Origin of the sequence: Aliiroseovarius sp. S253 (genome assembly GCF_049800855.1) — a bacterium.
Lineage (GTDB): Bacteria > Pseudomonadota > Alphaproteobacteria > Rhodobacterales > Rhodobacteraceae > Aliiroseovarius.
On sequence record NZ_JBNAFW010000002.1, the window covers coordinates 90,519 to 114,724 of the forward strand.

The window sequence follows — 24,206 nt, forward strand, 5'->3', positions numbered from 1 at the left end:
GTGGGGCGCGGCACGTATGAGGTCAAGAAGAGACGAGACACAGCAATGCGCCACGGCGGACAAATCCTTGTCGATCACCTGAAAACCGAAGGCGTCAGCCGCGTCTTTTCCGTACCCGGCGAAAGCTTTCTGGCCGCATTGGACGGGCTTTACGACAGTGGGATCGAGAACATCGTTGGCCGTCAGGAAGGCGGTGCTGCCATGATGGCCGAGGCGCATGGCAAGCTGACCGGCGCGCCGGGTGTTCTGTTCGTGACGCGGGGACCGGGGGCAACGAATGCCTCGGCGGGGATCCATGTGGCAATGCAGGACGCGACGCCGATGGTGGTGTTCGTCGGTCAGATCGCACGCGCCCATAGGGATCGCGGCGCGTTTCAGGAAGTCGACTATCGTGCCTTCTTTGGACCGCTGGCCAAATGGTCCTGTGAGGTCGATCAAACCGAACGCCTTCCCGAATATCTGGCCCGCGCTTTTCACGTAGCCCGAACCGGGCGTCCCGGCCCTGTCGTGGTCGCCTTACCCGAAGACATGCTGAGCGACGTGGCTGACGTGCCAGATCGCCCCGCTGTGCCCGCAACGCAGGGCCGCGTGTCCAGCGCGGACGCAGATGCGATACTGGCGACAATCGAAACCTCCGCGCGTCCGCTTCTGATCGCGGGTGGGCCGGGCTGGACGGCAGACACGGGCGCGGACCTCATGGCTTTCGCCACCCAAAACGCTCTGCCCGTCACCACGGCCTTCCGCCGTCAGGATTACGTCGACAACCGCCACCCGAATTATGTCGGAGACCTTGGCCTTGGCATCAACCCAGCGCTCAAAGCCATGTTTGATGAGGCCGACACGCTGATCGTTTTGGGAAGCCGTCTGGGCGACATCGTCACCGGAAGCTACGAGATGCTGGATCCGATGCAGACAGGGAAACGCATCATCCATGTCTACCCCTGCGCAGAAGAGCTAGGCCGCGTTTATCATGCGGATCGGACTGTGGTGGCCACCGGTCCCGCAGTGATCTCGGCGCTCAGTGAGCAGCCCGCACTGACCGCGACACCCTGGGCCGACTGGACGCAACAGGGCCGCGCGGCCTATGACGCGTTCCAAACCCCGGTCGAGACCCCCGGCCCGGTCAAGCTGGAACGCATCATGCACTGGCTCTCGGACACCCTGCCCGACAATACGATTATGACCAACGGGGCGGGAAACTATGCCACATGGCTGCACCGCTATTTCCGTTTCAAGGAGTACGGCACGCAGCTTGCCCCGACCTCAGGCTCGATGGGATACGGCTTCCCGGCGGCAGTTGCAGCCAGCCTTCAGCACCCCGATCGCACCGTCATTGCATGGCTTGGGGATGGCGAATTTCAAATGACCCTGAATGAGATGTCGACCGCGATGCAACACGGGGCCAAACCCATCGTGATCATTGTGAACAACGGGCGTTATGGCACTATCCGGATGCACCAAGAACGCACTTATCCGGCGCGCGTCTCAGGCACCAATATGGCGAATCCTGAATTCGCAGATCTGGCCCGTGCCTATGGAGGCCACGGCGAAACCGTCACCAAGGGCGAAGACTTCGAAGCTGCTTTCCAACGCGCAAAAGCGTCCGGAAAGCTGGCCGTGATCGATTTGGTGGTAGACCCGCAAGTCGCCACGCCGGGCCTGACTTTGGATCAGTTGCGCGCACAGGGCGAGGCGGGGTAACCGCCAACCCTGTCGCTAAGGCTCAGCCCTTCGGCATCTCCATTAGCTCGGCCAGATGGATCGTGCCCATCTGGATGAAGCTGTTTTCGCTGGCAATCGCCAAGGCCGTGTCCGCATCCGGTGCGTTGATCACGCAAAAGCCCATCATTGGCTGTTTGAACCCTTCGCGGTGGCCATCGCCATCCACGGTCCATTGCGCCCTGAACGGGGTTTCAGGCATCTCGAACACATCTGCGTATTTGGCGATCCACGCCTTATAGGCGGCCTGCATCTCGGCCTTTTTGTCGTCGGGCACATCCGTCGGCTCGTGATAGGCCATATAGAACTTCGGCATCGTTTCTCCTCCCGTTGTCGGGATCAGTATTCGACCCCAATTTGCGCCTTGATGCCTGACCGGAACGGGTGCTTCACCAATTCCATCTCGGTCACCAGATCGGCAATTTCGATCAGATCGTCCGAGGCATTGCGCCCGGTCAGAACCACGTGGGTCATGTCGGGCTTTTCTTCGACCAGAAACTTCACCACCTCGTTGATGTCGACATAGTCGTACCGGATCGCGATGTTGATCTCGTCCAGCAGCACCATCTTGTTCGACGGGTCGCGGATCAGCTCTTTCGACTTCTCCCATGCGGCCTGCGCCATCTCGATATCGCGGGTGCGGTCTTGGGTCTCCCACGTGAAGCCTTCACCCATCGTGTAGAATTCGCAGGTATCGCTGAACTTGGCATTGATCAGATCACGCTCGCCGCAATCCATACCGCCCTTGATGAACTGCACCACGGCGCATTTCATGTCAGCAGCAATGCAGCGGAAGATCATCCCGAACGCGGCCGAGCTTTTGCCCTTGCCCTTGCCCGTATGCACGATGATCAGACCCTTCTTGTCGGTCTTTGTCGCCATGATTTTATCACGGGCGGCTTTCTTCTTTGCCATCTTTGTGGCGTGGCGATCGGGATCTACGGTCATTCTGGCCTCACTTCTGAATGTCAGACCAGTGTGAGAGTACATGGCCCCGGATGCAAGTGCGGGCGTCCCGAAAATCGGAACGCCCGCTTATTTTGGCCACCGTGAGTGGTATATTACTCGGCTGGTACGGCCGAGCTGAGTACGCGGCCAAAATGCTGTTTGTTCAAGCGAACAACCAGAGCAATCATGGCCATTTGGAACGCAATCGCAATGGCGGAAATCACCCAGTACATGACCGAGAATTTGTCGATCACACCAGCTTTGACTAGGCCCGAGTTCAGGAAGAAGTGCAGCAGAACCGACAGGGCAACACCCGGGCAGACCAGCGCATAGGAACCGGGCGATGTCTCGTTCCCGAAGACAAAGCTTTTCCAGTAGCCAACGCGCGACAGCACAACCAGACCCAACAGACCGAACAGCACTTGGATGGCGATCAGGCGAGCAAGGAACATCATGGTTTCGGCACCCGAACCGTGCACATCAAATGTGGCATGCAGGCCGTGGTCTTGGCGCAGGAACATGATGCCCAGAATGGTCATCAGCGGGATGACGATCATCAGGGTCGGGGCAGCTTCCTTAGCGGTGCCGTGGTGCAGCATCGAGTTGAAGGCGGTGAACAGGGCCAGCGCGGCATAGACGATGGACGCGGTGCCAAAGAAGGTCGAGCCGACCAGCGACACACCCACAACGATGGTGTTGGTGCTCATCGCAGCAGGGGCAGCAAAACCTACGGCGGTCATGGCCAAGGCAAAGGCGGGCAGCATCTGGGCGAAGCTGTTGTGCGCGGTTACGTCGAAGACACCGCCTTTGGACAACACGCGGCCAAGGAAATCACCGATATAGCTCAGCGCCAGAATGCCGATGGCAAGGAAGGCCGCCATGGCGAAGGGAAACAGGTATTCCACGATCGACCACAGGCCGGGTACGAAGACCAGACCGGCCACGAACATGCCGTTCACGCTCATCGCCAGCGCCAGCGGCATGGCAAGGATGGTCGTTTCAGCGTTCGAGTTCTTCAGGGCCGTATAGGCTTCAGTTTTACGGAAGGCCGAGAAGCTTTTCAGGTTCCAGATCAGGTATTTCAAGTTCAGGAAAACCATAGCGGCGATGCCAGCCCATGCCACGGCAATAGCGATTTTGATGCCCATGGAGCCCGTGGTGAAAGCGGCCATGATGTCTTCAAAGACCGGCACCGGCTGGCCCGGGTGCTTCACCCAGAACATCAGGTACATGAAGAAGGTGACCGACAGGCCACCGGCCCCGACCGAAGCGAGGAAGTAGAGTGGCGAATATTTATCCGCGGGACGAGAGGTTTGCATCGGATTTCTCCATTCATATTCGTTTTCTTGAATATCTTATAATTGCAAATGCAACAGTTGGCAAGCCGTCAGGCTGCACATGTTGTCGCGGGACGAAACCGCACGAATTTACGGATTGTTAACCAAGGCAGCGCAAAGTGTGGGGGAAGGAGACACCAACCATGCGCCTCGCCCATTCCTTTGTTTTACTGGGCCTTTCAGCCCTCGCCGCCTGTGACAGCCCAAGCCCGCAATTCATGCATCGCGACACCGCCACCACGCGGATCGAGGTCGAGGGCTCTACCTTTTCCGTGCATCAGCGCGAAAGCTGGGTCGAGGTTTATCGAATAGGATTCGAGGCCCTGCCCCGCGTTCCAGTGATTCTGGCACGCGCGAAGATCGCAATTGAACAGGCCACGGGCTGTAAGGTGGTCAAAGGGTCGCTCAGCGGCGATCAGGCCATTCAGAGGGCCGAGATTGACTGCGATACGCGCTAGTGGTGGTGCCCTTCAAACCGCAGATGGATCACCGGATCTGATCCAGCATAGCCCGCGCAGAATTCGACCGCGGCGTCCACAGCCCGCGTTCAATCGCTTCGCGCAGACGTTCGGCGATCTCTTTCAGCGCCGGGTCGTTGTGTTCCTCGATAAACTCGCGGGTGTCGTCATCCTCGATGAAGGCACTGTAAACCAGATCGAAGTGATGGCTACGCACGGCACCCGTCGTGGCCGCGAAGGCGAACATATAGTCGACCGTCGCCGCAATCTCGAACGCGCCTTTGTAGCCGTGACGCTTCACCCCATCGATCCATTTCGGGTTCACAACACGGGATCGCACCACGCGGCCAATTTCGTCTTCCAGCGTCCGGATGACAGGGCGTTCCGGGCGTGAGTGGTCGTTGTGATAGATCGGGCGATCCCGCCCCTGAAGTGTCGACACAGCAGCAGCCGCGCCACCTTCGAACTGGTAGTAATCGTCGCTGTCCAGAAGATCGTGTTCGCGGTTGTCTTGGTTTTGGACGATAGCTTCGACCTGCCCCAAACGGGTCTCGAAACCTTCGCGGTCGCGGGTGCCTTCGCTGCCCGCACCATAGGCATAGCCGCCCCATTCCAGATAGGCCTCGGCCAGATCCGCTTTGTCGGCCCAAAGCCGTTCGTCGATCATTGCCTGAAGTCCGGCGCCATAAGCGCCGGGTTTCGATCCATAAACCCGCGACGCACCCTCGCCCGAACGCACGCGAGCGGCGGCAGGGTTCACGTCGTCGGGTTCGTCCAATGCCTGCACGGCCCGCGCGGCGCTGTCGACCAAGGCAATCAACTGCGGGAAGGCGTCGCGGAAGAACCCGGACACGCGCAGGGTTACGTCTACGCGCGGGCGACCCAAGGCGGACGAAGGGATCACTTCAAACCCAGTCACGCGGCGGTTGGCGCTGTCCCATTTGGGCTTCACGCCCATCAGCGCAAGCGCTTGCGCGATGTCATCACCGCCGGTGCGCATATTGGCGGTGCCCCATGCGGTCACCAGCATAGAGCGCGGCCAGTCGCCGTGGGTCTGTAGGTGCTTGTCGATCAGCAGACTTGCCGACTTCCAGCCCAGCGCCCAAGCGGTCGGGGTCGGCACCGCACGACTGTCAACCGAGAAGAAGTTGCGTCCGGTCGGCAACACGTCCAAACGTCCGCGGGTCGGCGCGCCAGACGGCGCAGGGGCGACGAACTGCCCAGCAAGGGCGGTGAGGAGCCCCTTCCCCTCGTCCGGCCCACAGGCCTGCACTGAGGGCAGAACCTGCGCGTGATAAGCGTCCAGAACGGGCCGTGTTTCGCTGAATTGCTCGGGCACTTCGCCCCACTGAACCGCCATCTGCGCCAGCAACTCCAACCGCTCCACAGTATCGCCATTGCTGCGCCAGTTTCCTGCCTCGACGGCTTCAAGAAACTTGTGACGTGGGCCTTCATAGGTTTCGGCCATATCACAATCGAGCGGGTCAATATCTACGCCGCAATCCAACGCCAACGCGCGGATCAGCGAGGCATCGCCGTCCTGCCCTTGCCCACGTGGCACACGGACAAGCGCAATCCCAAGGTCGCGTTCAAGATCGCCCTCTGGGGACTGCCCGAACACGTGCAGCCCGTCTCGGATCTGCGCTTCTTTCAACTCGCACAGATAGGCGTCGAGCTTGGCCAGATCGCTATCCTCATCCTCGCCGGACATGCCGACATCGGCGTCCAGCCCGGTGGCTTGGGTCAGAGTCAGGATCTCGCGGCGCAGATGGTTGATCCGGCGGGGATCGACGCCAGCCGCTTCATAGTATTCATCCACCAACGCTTCCAGATCGCGCAGCGGCCCATAGGTCTCGGCCCGCGTTAGGGGTGGCGTCAGATGGTCGATGATCACCGCTTGCGCGCGACGCTTGGCTTGCGTGCCTTCGCCCGGATCGTTCACGATGAACGGATAGACGTGGGGCATCGGGCCCATCACGGCCTCAGGCCAGCAGGTCTCGGACAGAGCGACCGCCTTGCCCGGCAACCATTCAAGGTTTCCGTGCTTGCCCATATGCACCAGCGCGTGCGCGCCGAACGTGTGACGCAGCCAGAAATAAAAGGCGAGATAGTTGTGCGGCGGCACAAGGTCGGGCGAGTGATATGTGTCGGTCGGGTCGATGTTATAGCCACGCGCGGGTTGCACGCCGACGACGACGTTTCCGAACTCCAGAACCGACAATGCAAATGAACCGCAATCAACGTCACCCGGCGTGAAGAATGGGTCTTGTTCCGGCTTGCCCCAGCGGCTCTCAATCGCCTCACGCATCTCCCACGGCAATTGGCCATAGTTGATCTGGTATTCGGACATTGGCATGGTGACACCGCCGGCGCGCGCGGCGCGGTCGGTCAGCCAATTGGTCGGCCCTGCCATGACGGCTTGCATCAGCGCATCGCTATCCGCAGGCGCATCTGTGACCCTATATCCCTGATCCGCCAGCAGCCCTAGCGCGTGCACCACGGCAGCAGGTGTATCCAGTCCGACGCCATTGGCCAGTCGTCCATCCTTGTTGGGATAGTTCGCCATGATCAGCGCGACTTTACGTTTACCTGCCTCGGCCCGACGCAGCCGCGCCCAGTTGGCAGCAAGCTCGGCCACGAACTGCACCCGGTCGCCCAGCGCCTTGTAGGTCGCAATGGGGCATTCGGTGGCTTCATCAAAGAACGCCTCACCTTTGAAACTGATCGCGCGGGACAGGATACGGCCGTCCACTTCGGGCAGGGCCACATTCATCGCGATGTCACGGGCGGACAGGCCGGTCAGCCCCTCAGCCCAGGCTTCTTCACTGGAGCCTGCCAGCACCACTTGGAACACGGGGGCCGCATTGCACCACGGGGCTTCGAACGGGTTCTGACTGGGGGCGTCGCCCTGATGCGGCGAGCCGACGGCGAAGGAGGTACAGTTCAGGATCACGTCTGGCGCGGCCTCGGTGAACAAGCTTTCCAGCGTCGCGACAGATACGGGATCTTTCAAAGACGCCACGAAAACCGGTAGAGGGTTCAGACCCCGCCGTAGAAGCGACTTCACCAGCCGGTTGATCGGGTTCAGCCCCGCGCCCTGCACCAGCGCACGATAGAAGACGAGGGGCACGACGGGGGCACCCTCAGTCCACATCTCTTGCGCAGCAGACAGATCAGCCACGCCAGCGCCCGGCCAATAGACACCCGCACGCAACAAGGGGCGCGCGGCTTCAGGCTTGTCTCCGCCCTCCATCATCGCCTTGGCGTAGTTCAGGAACCCCACCGAGTTCTCTGGTCCACCCTCGACCAGATAGGCCCAAAGCGCATCGTAATCTTCATCCGACACGGTCGACAGCGCGCGCAGTTCCGCGTCGGGCTTGTCGTCGCCCGGCAACAGCGCCAAAGGCACGCCAGCGTCGCGAAGATGGGCGGCATATTGCTCGGCCCCGTATTTCCAGTACCCGATGCCGCCAAGCACGCGCGCCACAACCAGACGGGATTTCGTCGCGCAATTGTCGATATGCAAATCGACCGACATTGGGTGCGCCAGATGCATCATATTGGCCAGCCGCAACCCGGGCGCATCGTCCATCTCGGCCCGCGCTTGGGCAAGGCCCGCAAGTTCCGTGTCTGCGGCCGAAATGAACACCAGATCCGAGGGCGTCTGCCCCAGATCCACCGGTTCTTTCCCGTCATCAATGCTGCCCGGAGTGGCTGCCAGAAGATGCATGTCGCGTCCCTTGCGTTAAGATGTTATGGACCGGCCAAACATGACCCGATCAAGGTGAACCCTATGGATTATAAAGCTGCTGGCGCGCCGAAACCGGCAAAAGGCAACCCCCGCCACTCCGAACACAATGCCCGCGGAACCGAGAAGAACCCGCTTAATCGCAAAGACGACAAAGCGGCACTATTAGCCCGCATGAAAGCGGCTGCCGAAAAGGGCAAAAAGGCGTAAGGCGCGCTCACAGCGCTTTCTCCATGAAAATCGAGCTATCCGCCTTTTCATAGGGCGGGAAGGCGTCGCACAAGGCAAATCCGGCGCGCTGATACAGCCGATGTGCGGCGTGCAGTGCATCACCGGTTTCCAGTTTCATATGTGGAAATCCCCTGGCCCGTGCTTCTTTCTCGAGCTGCGCAAGCAACGCTTCGCCCACACCTTTGCCGCGCGCATCTGGCGAAACGAACATCGACTTCACCTCGGAAAAACTGCCCTTATCGGCCAGCGCTGCGGTGCCCAGCACCATGTCGCCGTCGCGCGCCACAAAGAACGAGATCTCGGGCACGCACAGGTCGTCGATATCCAGAAAAAAGTTGTCCTCGGACGGAAACAGGCTCTCCATCAGGGCATGGCTTTGCCTAAGCAGCGCCGTGGCCTGAGGATCACGCGGATCGCCGGGGACAACGTCGATCGTCATGCGGTCAGCGCCTGTTCGATGGCTGCGCGATCCAACCCGGATTGGCCAATGACCACCAGACGCGTTTCGCGGGTCTGGGAGCCGAAGGGCTGGTCGAAATAGGTGTCCACACGGGGACCGACAGCCTGCAGCGTCAAGCGCATCGGTTTGCCTTCTACGGCAGCGAACCCTTTTAGGCGCAGAATGTTGTTGGCGCGGATCACGTCGGCGACTTTCTCGGCAAAGATTTTAGGGTCGGCGACCTCGCCCAGCGTGACCACGAAGCTTTCAAACGCATCATGATCGTGATCGTGGTGGTGGTGGTGGTCATCATCGTGATCATGGTGGTGATGGTCGTCGTCATGGTCGTGATGGTAATCATCGTGGTGATGATGCCCCTTCTCATGCAGCGACAGACGGGCGTCCATGTCATCTTCGGCGCCCATGCCCTGACCCAACAGAACTTCGACGGGCAGCGCGCCCATGGTCGAGCGGACCACCTGCACGCCATCGCGGCTTTCACCTGTCAACCGCGAGACCAACTGATCCGCTTCGCCGTCCGCCAGCAGGTCCGACTTGTTGACGACGATCATGTCGGCACAGGTTACCTGATCCTTGAACAGCTCTGACAGAGGTGTTTCGTGATCGAGGTTCTCGTCCAGTTTGCGCTGCGCTTCCACGGCATCCAGATTGGAGGCGAACTGACCGTCAAACACGGCCTTCCCGTCAACGACAGTCACTACGCCATCCACGGTCACGCGGGTCGAGATCTCGGGCCATTGGAACGCGCGGACCAAGGGCTGCGGCAGAGCCAGCCCCGAGGTTTCAATCACAATGTGATCCGGTGGGGTGTCGCGGTCCAGCAGTTTCTCAAGCGTCGGGATGAAGTCCTCGGCCACGGTGCAGCAGATGCAACCGTTCGACAGCTCCATGATGTCATCTTCGGTGCAGGTCTCGTCCCCGCAACCTTTCAGGATGTCGCCATCCACACCCAGATCGCCAAATTCGTTGATGATCAGCGCGATGCGCTTACCTTTGGCATTGTCCAGCATGTGGCGGATCAGGGTCGTCTTACCCGCGCCCAGAAAACCGGTGACCACGGTGGCAGGAATCTTAGCTTGCATCTTATCCTCCTTCGCCCGTCTCCCCGACGGGTGGGTTGCATGTGCGCATGGCAGGTCTCCTGGCTTTGCGGGTCGAAGCGCGCCGCCGCCTTCCCGACCCTTTGGGCCAGTGGCGCTGGCGGGCGCTCTCCGCTTACAGTCGCGGGGGCGGCTGCACCATCAGACCCCGGATTGGGTCGTCCCCGGTGCATTCCCTTTTGTCCCATTGGGAACCATGCGGAACTTCTTTGCCGTGCAAGGGGGCAAAGGGTCAAGATCGAAACCGACGTCGCAGGCGGGATTGGCGGCAAGCCGAACGCGCCTCGGCGGTGACAAATGCAATATCTTGTGGATAACTCGCCCATTTCGACCACATATCGGTCCTCGCCGTTGACTCCTGCACATTCCCTTCGAACAATCATCCAACAGTAAGAATCAATTATGAGGCAGACCGCTTGCGGTTTTCAAAACTCCGTCTGAATGGCTTTAAAAGCTTTGTAGACCCGACCGATCTGGTGATCGCGGACGGGCTGACGGGTGTTGTGGGTCCGAATGGCTGCGGCAAATCCAACCTTCTGGAAGCGCTCCGCTGGGTCATGGGCGAGAACCGCCCGACCGCCATGCGCGGCGGCGGGATGGAGGATGTGATCTTCGCCGGTGCCGCGTCGCGCCCTGCACGTAACTTTGCCGAGGTCTCGCTGCTGCTCGACAACAGCGAACGGCTGGCCCCTTCCGGATTCAATGAAAGCGACAATCTGGAAATCGTGCGCCGGATCACCCGCGATGCGGGCTCTGCCTATAAGGTGAACACCAAAGATGTGCGCGCACGTGACGTGAGCATGCTGTTCGCCGATGCCTCGACCGGCGCGCATTCGCCTGCGCTGGTGCGGCAGGGGCAAATTTCCGAGCTGATCAACGCCAAGCCCAAGGCGCGCCGGCGCATTCTGGAAGAGGCCGCCGGGATCTCGGGTCTGTATCAGCGTCGTCACGAGGCAGAGTTGAAGCTGAAAGGCACCGAGACCAATCTGGCGCGTGTTGAAGATGTGATCGAACAGCTGGCCTCGCAACTGGGGCAACTGGCGCGGCAAGCGCGGCAGGCTGCGCGCTATCGCACCATTGGCGACGATTTGCGTCTTGCTGAAGGGCTGCTGCTTTATCGCCGTTGGCGAGAGGCCGATGTCGCGCGCGCCGAAGCTCAGGCACAACTCACGGAACGGGTAAAGGCTGCCGCCTCTGCCGAAGGTGCCTCGCGACAGGCGACCAAAGCCCGTCAGGACGCCGAAGACCGCCTGCCGCCCCTGCGCGAAGAAGAAGCTGTCGCAGCCGCTATTTTGCAGCGTCTTCAGGTACAGCGCGACCAGTTGTCGGATCAGGAAAGCCAAGCCCGCGAACGGATCGAAACACTGACCAGCCGTATCGCGCAACTGACCCGCGACATCGACCGTGAAAGCGGGCTGAACAAAGATGCGGGCGAGACGATCGAAAGGCTGGAATGGGAGCAAGCGCAGATCGCCAAGGCGTCCGAAGGCCATGACGATGCGCTTGAGGCATCCAATGCCGATGCTCGCGACAGCGCTGCGATCCTGCAGGAACGTGAAGGCGATCTGACCCAACTGACGGAAGACGTCGCGCGGCTGGCCGCGCGCCACCAATCCGCCCACCGTCTGCTGGATGACAGCCGTAAAACGCTTGAGAAAAGCGAAGGCGAAGCCACGCGGGCGCGGTCTGCGATGGACGACTCCAAAGGGGCCGTGGACAAAGCCGCTGCGGATTTCGAAACGGCCGGTGTGGCGCAAACGGCTGCGGCCAAGGCTTCGGAAGAAGCTGAAGCGGCGCTTGTTGCCGCCGATGAAGCCCGTTCCGAGGCCCAATCACGTGAAGCCGACGCCCGGGCCGCTCGATCATCTGCTGAAGGTGAAGTGAACGCCCTACACGCCGAGGTTCAGGCGCTGTCACGTCTGGTCGAGCGCGATGCGTCTGAAGGATCGCAGGTGCTGGATACTCTGCGCGTGAAATCGGGGTACGAGAAAGCCCTAGGCGCAGCGCTGGCCGACGATTTGCGCGCGCCAGAGATTGATGGCGAGGCACCCTCGGGCTGGGCACTTTTGCCGGGATACTCACAAGCGCAATCCCTTCCTGACGGCGTGAATGCCCTGTCCAACTATGTCACTGTGCCCGAAGTTCTGGCACGCCGGATGAGCCAGATCGGCCTTGTATCGACCGACGATGCCGCCCGTCTTCAAGCGGATCTAAAACCGGGCCAACGACTGGTGTCGATGGAAGGGGATCTGTGGCGTTGGGACGGCTTCCGGGCTGGTGCAGAAGATCAGCCCTCGACCGCGGCGCTGCGGCTTGAACAGCTCAACCGCCTGCAGGAACTCAAACAAGATCTGGAAGAGGCCACTGCCCGCGCAGATGGCGCCCGCGCCGCCCATGACGTGCTAAAAACCCGGCTGGTAGAAACCACCGAAGCTGACAAACGTGCCCGCGACGCCCGCCGTGATGCCGACCGCGCCGTGACCGAAGCCAACCGCGCCCTATCGCGTGCCGAAGCGGATCGCAATATCGCGGAAGGCAAGCTGGAAAACCTTGGGCTGGCGCTGAAACGCCACGAGGAAGAAGCCATGGGCGCGCGCCAGCGTCTGGCGGAAGCTGAAAAAGGCGTCGCCGATTTGGGCGATCTAGATGCTGCCCGCACGCAAGTGGAAGAGGTCAAGATGGCCGTGGAAGCCGCGCGGATGACCATGATGTCCAAACGTTCGGCCCATGATGAATTGCGCCGCGAGGGCGAGGCGCGGACACGTCGCAGTCAGGAAATCACCAAGGAAATCTCGGGCTGGAAGCACCGTCTGGAGACCGCAGGCAAACGGATCGCCGAGCTGGATGAGCGCAAGACCGAGAACGAGGCCGAGTTGAAAGATGCTCAGGCCGCACCGGATGAGCTGGCCGCAAAGCGCGACGAGCTGGCCGACGCGATTGACGAAGCGGAAACGCGGCGCAAAGCGGCGGGCGACAAGCTGGCCGAGGGCGAGACCGCCGAGCGCGAGGCCGCCAATGCCGAACGCGACGCGGAACGCGCCGCCGGCGAAGCCCGCGAGGCCCGCGCCCGTGCCGAAGCGCGCGCAGATGCCGCCCGCGAGACCGTGACACTTGCCGCCGAGCGCATTCAGGAAGAAATGGAGATCACGCCAGACGCCCTTCTGGAAACGCTAGGCGCCGATCCCGACAAGATGCCGTCGTCCGAGCAGATCGAGCATGACGTGAACCGCCTGAAACGCCAGCGGGACTCGCTGGGCGCGGTCAACCTGCGCGCCGAGGAAGACGCCAAGGAAGTTCAGGAAGAGCATGACAACCTGCTCTCTGAGAAGATTGATCTGGAAGAGGCGATCAAGAAGCTTCGCTCGGGCATTTCCAGCCTGAATAAAGAAGGGCGCGAACGCCTTTTGACTGCGTTCGAACAGGTGAATGCAAGCTTCGGCACTCTGTTCCAGCACCTGTTTGGCGGCGGTGAAGCCAAGCTAGTTCTGGTCGAAAGCGACGATCCGCTGGATGCGGGGCTTGAGATCATGTGCCAACCGCCGGGCAAGAAACTGTCGACACTCAGCCTGTTGTCCGGGGGCGAACAGACCCTAACAGCGCTGGCCCTGATCTTTGCCGTCTTCCTAGCCAACCCCGCCCCCATTTGTGTGCTGGACGAGGTCGACGCGCCATTGGATGACGCCAACGTCACGCGCTTCTGTGACCTGCTGGACGAGATGACCCGCCGCACCAACACGCGCTTCCTGATTATCACGCACCACGCGGTGACCATGGCACGGATGGATCGGTTGTTTGGTGTGACGATGGCGGAACAGGGTGTCAGCCAGTTGGTCAGCGTAGATCTGAAAAAGGCCGAACAAATGGTCGCGTGACCGGGTAACGCTCTTGCCCCATCCCGGTCCTCCCCCTAGGCTTGCCCAAAGTACGATTTGGAGAAGCTTATGAAATCCATTCTTTTTTCCGGCGCGATGGCTTTGTCCCTGATGGCTGGACACGCTGCAAGTGCCCAACAGGTCAAAGCGTCCGAGCCTGAAAGCGTTCTGGCCTATTTCGAAGAACTTGGCGCCCCTGCAAAACTGGTCGAAGACAGCGTTGGCGATCCGTCCGTCGAGGTGCAGTACTACGGTACTAACATGGTCGTTTTCTTCTATGGCTGCCGCGATAACACGAACTGCAATTCACTTCAGTTTTTCGCGGCCTATACCAAGGAAAGCGAGATTTCTCTGGAGGGCCTGAACGGCTGGAACGCCGATCAGCGCTATGGCCGGGCCTATCGCGCGGAAGACGGGCGCAAGATGTTGGAATATGATATCTATACCGGTCAGGACGGTGTCAGCATGACCGACTTTGACGAGATCTTCGACATCTGGACCGAGGTTGTCGAAAGCTTCGAAGACGCGCTTTCCTAAATCATTACGCCCCCTACCGTCAGGCCGGGGGCGTGCTTTCTACAGTGCGTTCAAAAGCTTTGCTGTCGGCCATGCGTCGGCGGGCAGGCCAAGACGGATCTGCTCTTGCTGGATGGCCGCGCGAGTTTTCGCGCCCAGAATACCATCCACTTTCCCCACATCATGCCCGCGCGCAGACAGTTTCTTTTGCAGCGCTTTCATCTGCTGACCGGTGAAGGCCGGATCAGGATTGCCTGCGTTGAAGATCGGCGCGCCTTCCAGCCGCGTGGCGAAATAGGCGGCGGTGGTCACATAGACAAAGCTCTGGTTCCACTCGAAATACACGCGGAAATTGGGATAGGCGATGAAGGCCGGGCCTTTGCGCCCCTGCGGCAAGATGATCGACGCGGGCAGATTGCCTGCCCCCAGTTTTCCCGCGCGGGGTGTCACGCCCAAGGCAGCCCAGTTTGACACAGGTTTGGTCGTGTCCAACCCAGTCTCGGCCCAATTCAGATCGGCAGGAACGGTGACCTCTTGCAGCCACGGCTCGCCTGCGCGCCAGCCTAGACCGCGCAACATGTTGGCCCCGGACAACAGCGCGTCGGCTGGGGTTTGGCGCAGGTCGATTTTGCCATCGCCATTGCCGTCCACCCCGGCTTCGATGATGTCGCCTGGAAGCATCTGGACCATGCCAATCTCGCCCGCCCATGCGCCGGTCGAGGTGGCGGGGTTGAACGCGCCGGCCTCGTACAGTTCCAGCGCGGCGAAAACCTGCGGCTGGAATAGCTCGGGACGGCGGCAGTCATGGGACAGCGTGACCAGAGAGTTCAGCGTGTTGAAGTCCCCTTGGAAGGCGCCATAGTCGGTCTCGAACGCCCAGAACGCGGTCAAAACGCCGCGACTGACGCCGTATTCGTCCTCCATCCTATCAAAGACGGCGGCATGTTTGGTCAGCATCGCGCGGCCCCGGTTGATCCGGTCCTGACTGATCAGACGGCGCGAGAAATCAACGAAGGGCCGTTGAAAGATCCCTTGCGAGCGGTCCGCCTTCAGTGTCGCCTGATCTTGCCGGACGGAAGCAAAGAACTTTTCCACGGTGGATTTCGAATGCCCCTTGGCAATCGCCGCGTCTTTCATCGCGCCAACAAAGCCCGAGAAGCTGCCACCACACGCCACGGTCTGCGCCTGTGCGGGCAGGCCAAGCGACATCGCGACTGCCGCTGCTGAGAGAAGTTTTTGCATGCGAAACCCTTTGGTTAACTGCGTGGCGCGCAGATTAGCGCATTCGCATCACGTGACAACCGCCAGCGCGATCACGATCCCGACAAGGACCAACCATGCTGACCACAGAGCATCCACGGCCTGATCGACCTCTTTCGCGCCGATCTCGCGGGCGCCTTCGCCATTTACCCAAGGAAAGCCCCGCATCTCGCCGTGGTAAGCGCGGGGGCCGGACAGGGCCACGTTTAGGGTCGAGGCCATAGCCGCCTCGGGCCAGCCCGCATTGGGCGAGCGGTGCAAGGGCGCATCGCGACGGATCACCGACCACGCGGACCATTTGCGGCTGGCCAAAATCAGGATCACAGCGGTCACGCGCGCGGGCACCCAGTTCAGAACGTCATCCGCGCGGGCCGCGAATTTGCCGAACTGCTCGTAGCGCTTGTTGCGATAGCCAATCATGCTGTCGGCCGTGTTCACCAGCTTATAGATCATCAGCCCCGGCAGGCCTGCGATCAGGAACCAGAAGGCAGGCGCCACCACCCCGTCCGAGAAATTCTCGGCCGCGCTTTCGATGGCACCACGCGCGATGGCATCGTCACGCATATACTGAGTGTCTCGGCCAACGATCATGGCAACCGCCTGACGTCCGTCTTCGGTCGATTGGCGCAGCGCGTCAGACACGGCCTGCACGTGTTGAGCCAAGGATTTCTGCGCCAAAAGGATCGCAGCGACGATGATTTCCAAAAGTCCGCCGAAGGGCAGGTCCTGGATAATATGGCCAACCACCCCAGCCAAAGCGGCCAGCACGAGAACCCCCATCGCACCGTTGAAGAAGCGATTGTCGCCTTCATTTAGCCCGCGCTCAAGCCAACCGATTGCACGCCCCATCAAGACGGCGGGATGCGGCACGCGTTTCCACGCCCAGTCTGGTTCGCCGAAAAAGGCGTCCAGCAGAAGGGCAATGGCGAGGGCACAGGCATAGCTCATAAGGCGGTCTCCAACTGTGACCAGCGATCAGGGTGTGGCAGGCCAAGGCGGAGCCAGCGGCTGGAATAGGGGAAGATACGCGACCAGACATGGTGTTCTGCCAAGCGGTCCTGCCATGCCTGCGCGTCGCCCACATCGTAAAGCCGAAACAGCGTGGTGCCACCCAGCGCTTTGGCCCCATTGGAGGTCATCAGTGCATCTAGCCGCGTGCTGTCTTCTGCTAATCGCGTGCGGGTGGTCTTAGCCCAGTCAAAATCCTCAAGCGCCTGCGCGCCCAGCTCCAATGCGGGGCCCGAGACCTGCCACGGCCCGATGGTGTCACGCAGCTTGGAGATCAGCGCGGGGTCTCCGATCGCGAAGCCCAGACGCAGGCCCGCAAGGCCCCAGAACTTGCCGAAGCTTTTCAGGATCAAGACGCCCGGTTTGGTCGCGGCTTCAATCAGGCTCTGATCCGGCATCACATCACAAAAGCTTTCGTCGATCACCGTCAGAGCGCGGTCCAGATCCAAACCCGGCCAGACACGGCCATCGGGGTTGTTGGGATGAACGACGACGCGCGCCAGAGCGGTGTGATCCACAACCTCCCAGCCCTGCGCCTGAAACCCCGCGGCGTGTTCATTATAGGTCGGACCTTCGATCTGCACCTGCCCTGCGGACAGAAGCGACGGGATTCGCGCGATCAAAGCAGATGCGCCGGGCGCGGCCAATACTGCGGCACCATCGGGGACGTTCCAGAAGCTGCGCGCCGCGGCCTCAAGCCGCGCAAACGCGCCTTTGTCGGGCAGCGCGGTCCACGCATCCGCCGAGAACGCACCCACGGGATAGGGCAGCGGATTGATACCCGTAGACAAGTCCAGCCAGCCCGCACGCGTACCGCCGAACCGCGCAATGGCGGCATCCAGCCCGCCCCCGTGATCACGTTCTTCCGCTTGGGTCATGTGTCCTCCGGCAAGGGGGCGTGGCGGGTTACGAAATGACCTTTCACGGCCTGCGGCCATTCACGATAAGGCACCTGCCCGGTCTCGCTATCCGCATGGGCCGTGGCGTAGTCGACGATCCCCTGTGCAGCGTCCTCGGAGACCTCGAAACGGCCCAGCGTATAGCAAAGCTTGCCGTGCGCTTGGATGGCGACGTTGCAGCTGTTGTCACAACCCATCAGACAGGACACGCGACGGGTGCGGACGGTGGTGCCATCGGCCTGAGCTTCGATCAGCGCAGCCAAAGCTTCGCCGTCGGTCTGCTTCATCCCGCGCTCAGCCCAATCCGCATGTTTGCAGGTGTCACAGATGGTGATCCAAGTTGTCATCGCGCGCTCCTTCGTTGCTGGTGTTGGTTCAAGCGGAAAATGCGGCGAAAGACAACGCAAATTGCGGCGAAGTGGTTGGGTTGGGCGACACGGATGCGTCAAACGAAGCCAATTGGCAAAGCTCTTCCTTCATGCGATACCCCGCCGGCGGAGGCCGTCATGCACGTTTTGATCATCGAAGAAAATCCCGATCTGGCCAAGATCTGGTCGACGCATCTGACGCGTCAGGGGATGGATGTGTCTCATGCCCAATCGAAACCTGACGCCAATGCGTTGCTGGCCGCCGAGACATTTGACGTGGTTATTTTGGACGCCGATATCGACGGAGGACGCCCCTTTGCGCTGGCCGATTTCATCGCCTATCGCCTTCCAAAGGCACGGATCATCTTCGTGACCAGTACCAGCTTCTTCTCCGACGGGTCGATCTTTGCACTGGCCTCAAACGCCCATGCATGCGTTCCCGCTGACGCGGAACCGGCCGATATCGTAAGCCTTGTCGACCACCATGCGCGCGCTGCACGGCGCTAGACCGACGCCCTGAAACGAAGACCGCGCCTCGCTCAAGGATATGACTTCCGTTTCCTCACAAACGCACTAAGGTCGCGGCATGACACAGAATACCCCCGTCACCGCCGTAGTCTTTGACATCGGCAACGTCCTGATCCGCTGGCAACCGGAAGAGCTCTATGACCAATGGGTTGGGAAAGCCCGTCGGGAAGAGATGTTCGCCGCCGTTGATCTGCATTTCATGAACGAGCTGGTGGATCGCGGCGGGGATTTTCGTCAGGTGATTTATGACACCGCCGACAAGCACCCCGCCTATCGGGACGAGATCCGCTGGTGGCATGATCGCTGGCTGGATCTTGCCGGCCCAACAATTGACCTGTCCGTCGCAACTCTGCGGGCCCTGAAAACCCGTGGCGTGCCAGTCTTTGCCCTGTCGAACTTCGGCATCGGCACGTTCGAGGTCGGGGAAGCCGCATATGACTTCCTGTCCGAATTCGACCGGCGCTATATCTCGGGCCATATGGGCGTAACCAAGCCCAGCGCGCAGATCTATCAGATGGTGGAAGACGATAGCGGCCACGCCCCTTCCGGCCTTCTATTCACCGATGACCGAACCGAGAATATCGACGCCGCCGCCCAGCGTGGCTGGCAGGTGCATCTTTTCACCTCGCCCCGTGACTGGGCCGACAATCTTATCGCCCGCGACTTGATTAAGGAGAGCGACCTGTGACCCCTGAACTGATCCCTTTTGACGCCGACGCCCTTCTGGATTGGCAAGGTCTGGCCGATGCATTCCTTGAAGACCACGCAAAACCGAAAGCCGAGATCGGCGACACGTTCCTCTATCGTGGCGAGGATACGATGCTGACCCGCTCGGCTTGGATCGACGGGTTGGGGATTGCTGTGAAGACCGCCAACATCATGCCCGGCAATCCGGGACGCGGCGAGCCGATGATCCACGGGGCGGTGAACCTGTATGACGACACCACCGGGCTTCTGGAAGCCATCGTGGATTTCCACCTTGTCACCAAGTGGAAAACCGCAGGCGACAGCGCCCTTGGCGCGCGGCTTCTGGCCCGGCCCGACAGCAAAGTGGTGCTGATCGTTGGCGCGGGAACGGTCGGGCGCAATCTACGCATGGCCTACGCCGCGATGTTCCCCGATGCCCGTTTCCTAATCTGGAACCGCAGCCCCGAGGGTGCTGCAAAGTTCGCGGATGAGTTCGATAAAACCGAAGCTGTTGCTTCGCTCGAAGAGGGCTTTGCCCAAGCCGACATCATTACCTCAGCCACCATGACGACTGATCCCCTGATCAAAGGCGAGTGGCTGCGCCCCGGCCAACACCTTGACCTGATCGGCGCCTATCGCCCCGACATGCGAGAGGCAGACGACACTGCCCTGACCCGCGCCCGCCTGTTCATGGACAGCCGCGACACGGTGCTGGATCACATTGGCGAATTCAAAGACCCTCTGGCCCGCGGGGTGATCAACCGCGACGACGTGGTGGGCGATCTTTACGACCACAAGGATGGCGTTTTTGAACGCGCGCCCGAGGACATCACCCTCTACAAAAACGGCGGCGGCGCGCATCTGGACCTGATGACCAGCCGCTACATCCTGAACGCTTGGAGGAATAGATGATCACGAAGCAGCATATCGAAGACTTCCAGCGCGACGGTGTGGTCGTGATCCGAGGGGCTTTCACCGACTGGATCGACACGATGATCGCGGGTGTGGATAGGAACATGGCCGAGCCCTCGCAATACGCGTCCGAGAACGCCGTCACCGAAGGGCGCTTCTTCGACGACTACGTCAACTGGACCCGCATACCCGAATACGAAAAGATCGTGCGCGAAAGCCCAGCAGCCCGGATCGCCGCCGAGGTCATGCAAAGCGACACCGCGCAGTTCTTCCATGATCACGTGCTGGTCAAGGAACCTGGCACGCCCAAGCCCACGCCGTGGCATCAGGACGGCCCCTATTACTTTGTCGAGGGCGAGCAAACCGCCAGCTTCTGGATCCCGCTTGATCCGGTCCGCGAGAACTCTTTGCGGTTCATCGCAGGTAGCCACAAATGGGAACGCATGGTCCGACCGGTCAGCTGGGCTGATGACAGCGACTTCTATGATGGTGATCAGGAATGGACGCCGGTGCCCGACCCGGATGCCAACCCAGACGACATGAAAGTGCTGGAATGGGAGATGGACCCCGGCGACGCCGTCATCTTCGACTTCCGTACCGCCCACGGCGCACGCGGCAACCAATCGCCCAACCGCCGCCGTGCGCTCAGCCTGCGTTGGATGGGGGATGACGCACGTTATGTGGAACGCCCCGGTCGCACCTCGCCGCCCTTCCCGGGGCACGAGATGACACAAGGCCAAAAGCTGCGCGAAGACTGGTTCCCGGTGATCTGGCCTGCGGGCTGATCCCAGAAAAAACAAACCCCCGGAAGCGGCGCTTACGGGGGTCGTTTTGACGGACAGTTGACAACCTGCCCATCGAACACTGTTCAGATCTTAAAGAAGACCTTCACGCTGTGCTTTCTTACGAGCCAGCTTACGCTGACGGCGAATCGCTTCTGCCTTCTCGCGCGCTTTTTTCTCGGAGGGCTTCTCGAAATGTTGCTTAAGCTTCATCTCACGGAAGACACCTTCACGCTGAAGTTTTTTCTTCAGCGCACGAAGCGCTTGATCGACGTTGTTATCACGAACCGAAACCTGCATGTGGTTGTCACCACCTTTCTAAGTTAGAGTTTGCAAAAAGTTGCAGGAAGCTGGCTTCTAGCAGCGACGAAGTCTCTTGTCCAGTTCGCCTTCAGATGCGAGGAACAGCCTATGATCGAAAAAGACAAATTGCTTGAGGCCGCCCTGAACCACGTTCCTTTCGATGGGTGGTCGGATGCAACCCTTCTGGCCGCTGCCGAGGATTGCGACCTGTCTGAAACTGATGCGCGTGCGATGTATCCGCGTGGTGCCGTGGATCTGGCGCTGGCGTATCACCGGGCGGGCGACGCCAAGATGGTCGAACGCCTGAACTCTGAAGACCTGTCCGAGATGCGCTTTCGCGACAAGATCGCAGCGGGTGTGCGGTTCCGGCTTGAGGTCGCGGATAAGGAACTGGTCCGAAAGGGCATGGCGTTCTTCGCAATGCCGCAGAATGCCAGCGACGGTGCAGCAGCCCTTTGGGCCACTTGCGGTCTGATTTGGGAGACGCTTGGCGACAGCTCGACTGATCTGAACTGGTACACGAAACGGGCGACGCTATCGGCGGTCTATTCATCCGTGGTGCTGTTCTGGCTGGGCGACGAAAGCGACGGGGACGAGGCCACGTGGGCCTTCCTTGATCGCCGCATCGACGACGTGATGCAGATCGAAAAGATCAAAGGGCAGGCGCGCGGATCTGGGCTTTATAAGGCCTTCATGTCGGGACCGGGCAAAATCCTGGACACGATCAAAGCCCCCGGAACGCCGAACCCGAACTACCCTGGCCGCTGGCACCCAGACGAGGACGAAAAATGACCGATACCATGCGCGCAATCCAGATCACCGAACCGGGTGGCCCTGAGGTTCTACAGCTTTGCGAGCAACCGATCCCCGCCCCGCGTCCGGGCGAGATCCTGATCAAAGTAGCCTATGCTGGCGTGAACCGCCCTGATGCGCTGCAACGCGCTGGCAGCTATGCTCCGCCCCCGACCGCAAGCCCCCTGCCCGGCCTTGAAGCCTCGGGCGAGGTTGTGGCGCTGGGCAATGGTGTGACCCAATGGGCCGTCGGCGATAAGGTCTGCGCCCTGCTTCCCGGCGGGGGCTATGCGGAGTATGTCACCACACCCGCAGCCCACGCCCTGCGCATCCCCAAAGGCATGGGCATGAAAGAAGCAGCTTGCCTGCCCGAAACCTTCTTCACCGTCTGGTCCAACGTCTTTATGCGCGGCGGTCTGCAGGCGGGTGAGCGGTTCTTGGTCCACGGTGGAAGTTCGGGCATCGGGACGACAGCAATCCAGTTGGCCAACGCTTTCGGCGCACGCGTGTTCACCACTGCTGGCTCGGACGAAAAATGCGCCGTCTGCGCGGATCTGGGAGCCGAACGCGCGATCAACTACAAAGACGAAGACTTCGTCGACGTGATGAAGCCCGAGGGCGGCCCGAACCTGATCCTCGATATGGTGGGTGGCGACTACATCGCGCGGAACATCAAATGTCTGGCCGTCGAAGGTCGCATGGTCCACATCGCCTTCCTGTCCGGCCCCAAGGCCGAGATCAACTTCGCGATGATCATGGCCAAGCGCCTGACCGTTACGGGGTCCACCCTGCGCCCTCAGTCAGACTTGGCGAAAGCGCGCATCGCAGAAGAGCTGGCCGAAAAGGTCTGGCCGCTTCTGGATTCAGGTCGCATCGCACCCGTAATGGATCAGGTCTTCACACTTGAAGACGCCGCCAAGGCCCATGCCCGCATGGAAACCAGTCAACATATCGGCAAGATCGTTCTGGAGATTAGCTAGTGCCCTATATCGAACACGGCGGGAAACGCATCCTGTTCGTCCATATTCCCAAGACGGGCGGATCCTCGATTGAGGATTGGCTAAGCTCGATTGCGCCGCTTCGGTTACACAATCCGATCCCGACCAACGGGCTGCGTCTGACCCCGCAACACCTGCGCATGACGGATATCGAAGCCATGTTCGGTGCCGATTATTTCGATTTCGTCTTCGCGATTGTGCGCGACCCGTACAAGCGGACCGAATCCGAATTCAAAATGCGCACCAAGCGCTCGGCCGACGTGATCGCACAGAAGGGTCGTTTCCAAGCTTGGGTGGATCGCGTCATGAACCAGGCAAAATCCGACCCGTTTTTTCTGGATGGCCACTTGATCCCACAATGGGAGTTCCTGACCGAGAATTGCACGATTTATCGGTTTGAAGATGGCATTGGTGAAATCATCAAGGACGTGGCCCAGAAAACCGGCCTTCCCATGCCAGACGATATCCCGCACCGCCGTGGATCAAACGATCTGAAGGTCGAGATCAACTGGACTGCGAACAGTACCATCGCGGCAAATCAGAAGTACCGGGCGGATTTCGAGAACCTCGGATATGACATGCGCAAAACCAGCTTCAAATCCCGTGTGGTCCATCTGTTAAAGTCGTAGCTACTTGATTGGATCCAGTAGCGCCCGCTGCGCCGTGCAATCGCGCACTACATCGCGGGCGCATTTTCTGGGTTCCAGATCTTTGGTCAGACACAGGCGCGCCTCTTGGATGCGGTTAGTTTTACAAGTGATGGTCAGCATGTCCGGATGCCAGTCGGGATTGGCTTGAAGGAAGGCCTCTTCCACCACCAAGGCGGGCAGGCGCACGGGCTGGTCCAGTTTGCGAAAAACTTCGGGACGGTTTACGGCGCCAAACGCCTTGCGCACAAGGTCATAGTACACCGCAGCTTCGAGCCCCGCGCAGGATCCGTGTTTCTTCCACTGATACCACGCCGCCCCGCTGGTGCCGAACAGATCGGTCTGCGCTGCGGTCATAGACCGGGACGGTGGTCGAACGGCGGTTTTACAGTAACTCGGCCAGCCGCTCTCGTATTGCGGCCACAGCCCGTGCACGACCCAACCCAAATCGCGCGAGGGGTCACATTGTTCGGATCCGCGCTGATCACCGGTCGTGGCGCACCAGTTGGGTGACCAGCTCAGCGACAGGACGTAATAATCAAAATCCCCCGCGCGTTCACCCTCGGCCACACAGGCCCAAGCAGCGCTCAGCCAGATCAAGCCACCCAAGAACAGTTGACGCATTTGCACTTC

At 60.5% G+C, this 24,206-nt stretch carries 24 protein-coding genes and 1 riboswitch; of the genes, 12 read left to right on the forward strand and 12 right to left on the reverse strand.

The window, feature by feature from the left end; all coding sequences use genetic code 11:
- Positions 1-45: 45 nt before the first annotated feature.
- The gene (locus ACP15F_RS11950) at positions 46-1,701 is read left to right on the forward strand and encodes a thiamine pyrophosphate-binding protein (protein WP_424941057.1); all 1,656 of its coding nucleotides are present in this window, start codon (positions 46-48) and stop codon (positions 1,699-1,701) included.
- A gap of 22 nt (positions 1,702-1,723) precedes the next feature.
- Here the strand turns inward: ACP15F_RS11950 and ACP15F_RS11955 are convergent, their stop codons facing one another.
- The 3 genes from ACP15F_RS11955 to ACP15F_RS11965 form a co-directional block, all read right to left on the reverse strand.
- The gene (locus ACP15F_RS11955; RefSeq protein ID WP_424941058.1) at positions 1,724-2,035 is read right to left on the reverse strand and encodes a YciI family protein; all 312 of its coding nucleotides are present in this window, start codon (positions 2,033-2,035) and stop codon (positions 1,724-1,726) included.
- A gap of 23 nt (positions 2,036-2,058) precedes the next feature.
- On the reverse strand, positions 2,059-2,667 hold the full coding sequence (gene cobO, locus ACP15F_RS11960) for a cob(I)yrinic acid a,c-diamide adenosyltransferase (RefSeq protein WP_424941059.1): 609 nt from the start codon (positions 2,665-2,667) through the stop codon (positions 2,059-2,061).
- A gap of 113 nt (positions 2,668-2,780) precedes the next feature.
- Complete coding sequence (locus ACP15F_RS11965; RefSeq protein ID WP_424941060.1) at positions 2,781-3,986, reverse strand: TsoY family (seleno)protein; 1,206 nt, start codon at positions 3,984-3,986, stop codon at positions 2,781-2,783.
- 161 nt (positions 3,987-4,147) lie between these two features.
- On the opposite strand from ACP15F_RS11965, the gene ACP15F_RS11970 reads away from it, so the two are divergent.
- A complete protein-coding gene (locus tag ACP15F_RS11970) occupies positions 4,148-4,462 on the forward strand; it encodes a hypothetical protein (RefSeq protein WP_424941061.1) in 315 nt (104 codons plus the stop codon).
- Positions 4,463-4,490: 28 nt separating this feature from the next.
- Here the strand turns inward: ACP15F_RS11970 and cobN are convergent, their stop codons facing one another.
- Positions 4,491-8,192: a cobaltochelatase subunit CobN gene (gene cobN, locus ACP15F_RS11975; protein WP_424941062.1), complete on the reverse strand. Its 3,702-nt coding sequence runs from the start codon at positions 8,190-8,192 to the stop codon at positions 4,491-4,493.
- A 63-nt stretch (positions 8,193-8,255) separates the two neighbouring features.
- Here cobN and ACP15F_RS11980 point away from each other — a divergent pair, with 63 nt between their 5' ends.
- Positions 8,256-8,420 (forward strand): hypothetical protein, encoded by a 165-nt coding sequence (locus ACP15F_RS11980; protein WP_424941063.1) that lies wholly within the window; start codon positions 8,256-8,258, stop codon positions 8,418-8,420.
- A 7-nt stretch (positions 8,421-8,427) separates the two neighbouring features.
- Here ACP15F_RS11980 and ACP15F_RS11985 read toward each other — a convergent pair whose 3' ends face one another.
- Complete coding sequence (locus tag ACP15F_RS11985) at positions 8,428-8,880, reverse strand: GNAT family N-acetyltransferase (protein WP_424941064.1); 453 nt, start codon at positions 8,878-8,880, stop codon at positions 8,428-8,430.
- Positions 8,877-9,983, reverse strand: coding sequence for a cobalamin biosynthesis protein CobW (gene cobW, locus ACP15F_RS11990; RefSeq protein WP_424941065.1), 1,107 nt, complete (start codon positions 9,981-9,983; stop codon positions 8,877-8,879). Before cobW ends, ACP15F_RS11985 begins: the two co-directional genes overlap by 4 nt.
- 32 nt (positions 9,984-10,015) lie before the next feature.
- Positions 10,016-10,215: riboswitch (cobalamin riboswitch) on the reverse strand.
- 202 nt (positions 10,216-10,417) lie between these two features.
- Between cobW and smc the strand changes: the two genes are divergently transcribed.
- Together smc and ACP15F_RS12000 are read left to right on the forward strand one after the other, a co-directional pair.
- Positions 10,418-13,873 (forward strand): chromosome segregation protein SMC, encoded by a 3,456-nt coding sequence (gene smc, locus ACP15F_RS11995; RefSeq protein WP_424941066.1) that lies wholly within the window; start codon positions 10,418-10,420, stop codon positions 13,871-13,873.
- 69 nt (positions 13,874-13,942) lie between these two features.
- Positions 13,943-14,410 (forward strand): YbjN domain-containing protein, encoded by a 468-nt coding sequence (locus ACP15F_RS12000; protein ID WP_424941067.1) that lies wholly within the window; start codon positions 13,943-13,945, stop codon positions 14,408-14,410.
- 39 nt (positions 14,411-14,449) lie between these two features.
- Here the strand turns inward: ACP15F_RS12000 and ACP15F_RS12005 are convergent, their stop codons facing one another.
- The 4 genes from ACP15F_RS12005 to ACP15F_RS12020 are packed head-to-tail and all read right to left on the reverse strand — an operon-like array spanning position 14,450 to position 17,903.
- Positions 14,450-15,631, reverse strand: a complete 1,182-nt coding sequence (locus tag ACP15F_RS12005) for a lytic murein transglycosylase (protein WP_424941068.1) — start codon at positions 15,629-15,631, stop codon at positions 14,450-14,452.
- 48 nt (positions 15,632-15,679) lie between these two features.
- On the reverse strand, positions 15,680-16,597 hold the full coding sequence (gene cbiB, locus ACP15F_RS12010; RefSeq protein ID WP_424941069.1) for an adenosylcobinamide-phosphate synthase CbiB: 918 nt from the start codon (positions 16,595-16,597) through the stop codon (positions 15,680-15,682).
- Positions 16,594-17,535 carry a threonine-phosphate decarboxylase gene (locus ACP15F_RS12015; RefSeq protein WP_424941070.1) on the reverse strand — a complete coding sequence of 314 codons (942 nt, stop codon included), beginning with the start codon at positions 17,533-17,535 and terminating at the stop codon, positions 16,594-16,596. The genes cbiB and ACP15F_RS12015 overlap by 4 nt, the downstream gene beginning before the upstream one ends.
- Positions 17,532-17,903 (reverse strand): DUF1636 family protein, encoded by a 372-nt coding sequence (locus tag ACP15F_RS12020; RefSeq protein ID WP_424941071.1) that lies wholly within the window; start codon positions 17,901-17,903, stop codon positions 17,532-17,534. The genes ACP15F_RS12015 and ACP15F_RS12020 overlap by 4 nt, the downstream gene beginning before the upstream one ends.
- 159 nt (positions 17,904-18,062) lie before the next feature.
- Here ACP15F_RS12020 and ACP15F_RS12025 point away from each other — a divergent pair, with 159 nt between their 5' ends.
- The 4 genes from ACP15F_RS12025 to ACP15F_RS12040 all read left to right on the forward strand — a co-directional run bounded on the left by ACP15F_RS12025 (position 18,063) and on the right by ACP15F_RS12040 (position 20,836).
- The gene (locus tag ACP15F_RS12025; RefSeq protein WP_424941072.1) at positions 18,063-18,431 is read left to right on the forward strand and encodes a response regulator; all 369 of its coding nucleotides are present in this window, start codon (positions 18,063-18,065) and stop codon (positions 18,429-18,431) included.
- Between the two features lie 79 nt (positions 18,432-18,510).
- Positions 18,511-19,140: an HAD-IA family hydrolase gene (locus ACP15F_RS12030; protein ID WP_424941073.1), complete on the forward strand. Its 630-nt coding sequence runs from the start codon at positions 18,511-18,513 to the stop codon at positions 19,138-19,140.
- Positions 19,137-20,051, forward strand: a complete 915-nt coding sequence (locus tag ACP15F_RS12035; RefSeq protein WP_424941074.1) for an ornithine cyclodeaminase family protein — start codon at positions 19,137-19,139, stop codon at positions 20,049-20,051. The genes ACP15F_RS12030 and ACP15F_RS12035 overlap by 4 nt, the downstream gene beginning before the upstream one ends.
- Positions 20,048-20,836 carry a phytanoyl-CoA dioxygenase family protein gene (locus ACP15F_RS12040; RefSeq protein WP_424941075.1) on the forward strand — a complete coding sequence of 263 codons (789 nt, stop codon included), beginning with the start codon at positions 20,048-20,050 and terminating at the stop codon, positions 20,834-20,836. The genes ACP15F_RS12035 and ACP15F_RS12040 overlap by 4 nt, the downstream gene beginning before the upstream one ends.
- Before the next feature lie 90 nt (positions 20,837-20,926).
- Here the strand turns inward: ACP15F_RS12040 and rpsU are convergent, their stop codons facing one another.
- On the reverse strand, positions 20,927-21,133 hold the full coding sequence (gene rpsU / locus ACP15F_RS12045; protein ID WP_007255353.1) for a 30S ribosomal protein S21: 207 nt from the start codon (positions 21,131-21,133) through the stop codon (positions 20,927-20,929).
- A gap of 111 nt (positions 21,134-21,244) precedes the next feature.
- On the opposite strand from rpsU, the gene ACP15F_RS12050 reads away from it, so the two are divergent.
- The 3 genes from ACP15F_RS12050 to ACP15F_RS12060 are packed head-to-tail and all read left to right on the forward strand — an operon-like array spanning position 21,245 to position 23,555.
- Positions 21,245-21,928, forward strand: coding sequence for a COQ9 family protein (locus tag ACP15F_RS12050; protein WP_424941076.1), 684 nt, complete (start codon positions 21,245-21,247; stop codon positions 21,926-21,928).
- The gene (locus ACP15F_RS12055) at positions 21,925-22,908 is read left to right on the forward strand and encodes an NAD(P)H-quinone oxidoreductase (protein ID WP_424941077.1); all 984 of its coding nucleotides are present in this window, start codon (positions 21,925-21,927) and stop codon (positions 22,906-22,908) included. The genes ACP15F_RS12050 and ACP15F_RS12055 overlap by 4 nt, the downstream gene beginning before the upstream one ends.
- Positions 22,908-23,555, forward strand: a complete 648-nt coding sequence (locus ACP15F_RS12060) for a sulfotransferase family 2 domain-containing protein (RefSeq protein WP_424941078.1) — start codon at positions 22,908-22,910, stop codon at positions 23,553-23,555. The genes ACP15F_RS12055 and ACP15F_RS12060 overlap by 1 nt, the downstream gene beginning before the upstream one ends.
- Here ACP15F_RS12060 and ACP15F_RS12065 read toward each other — a convergent pair whose 3' ends face one another.
- Positions 23,556-24,197: a ribonuclease T2 family protein gene (locus tag ACP15F_RS12065; RefSeq protein WP_424941079.1), complete on the reverse strand. Its 642-nt coding sequence runs from the start codon at positions 24,195-24,197 to the stop codon at positions 23,556-23,558.
- Positions 24,198-24,206 lie beyond the last annotated feature (9 nt).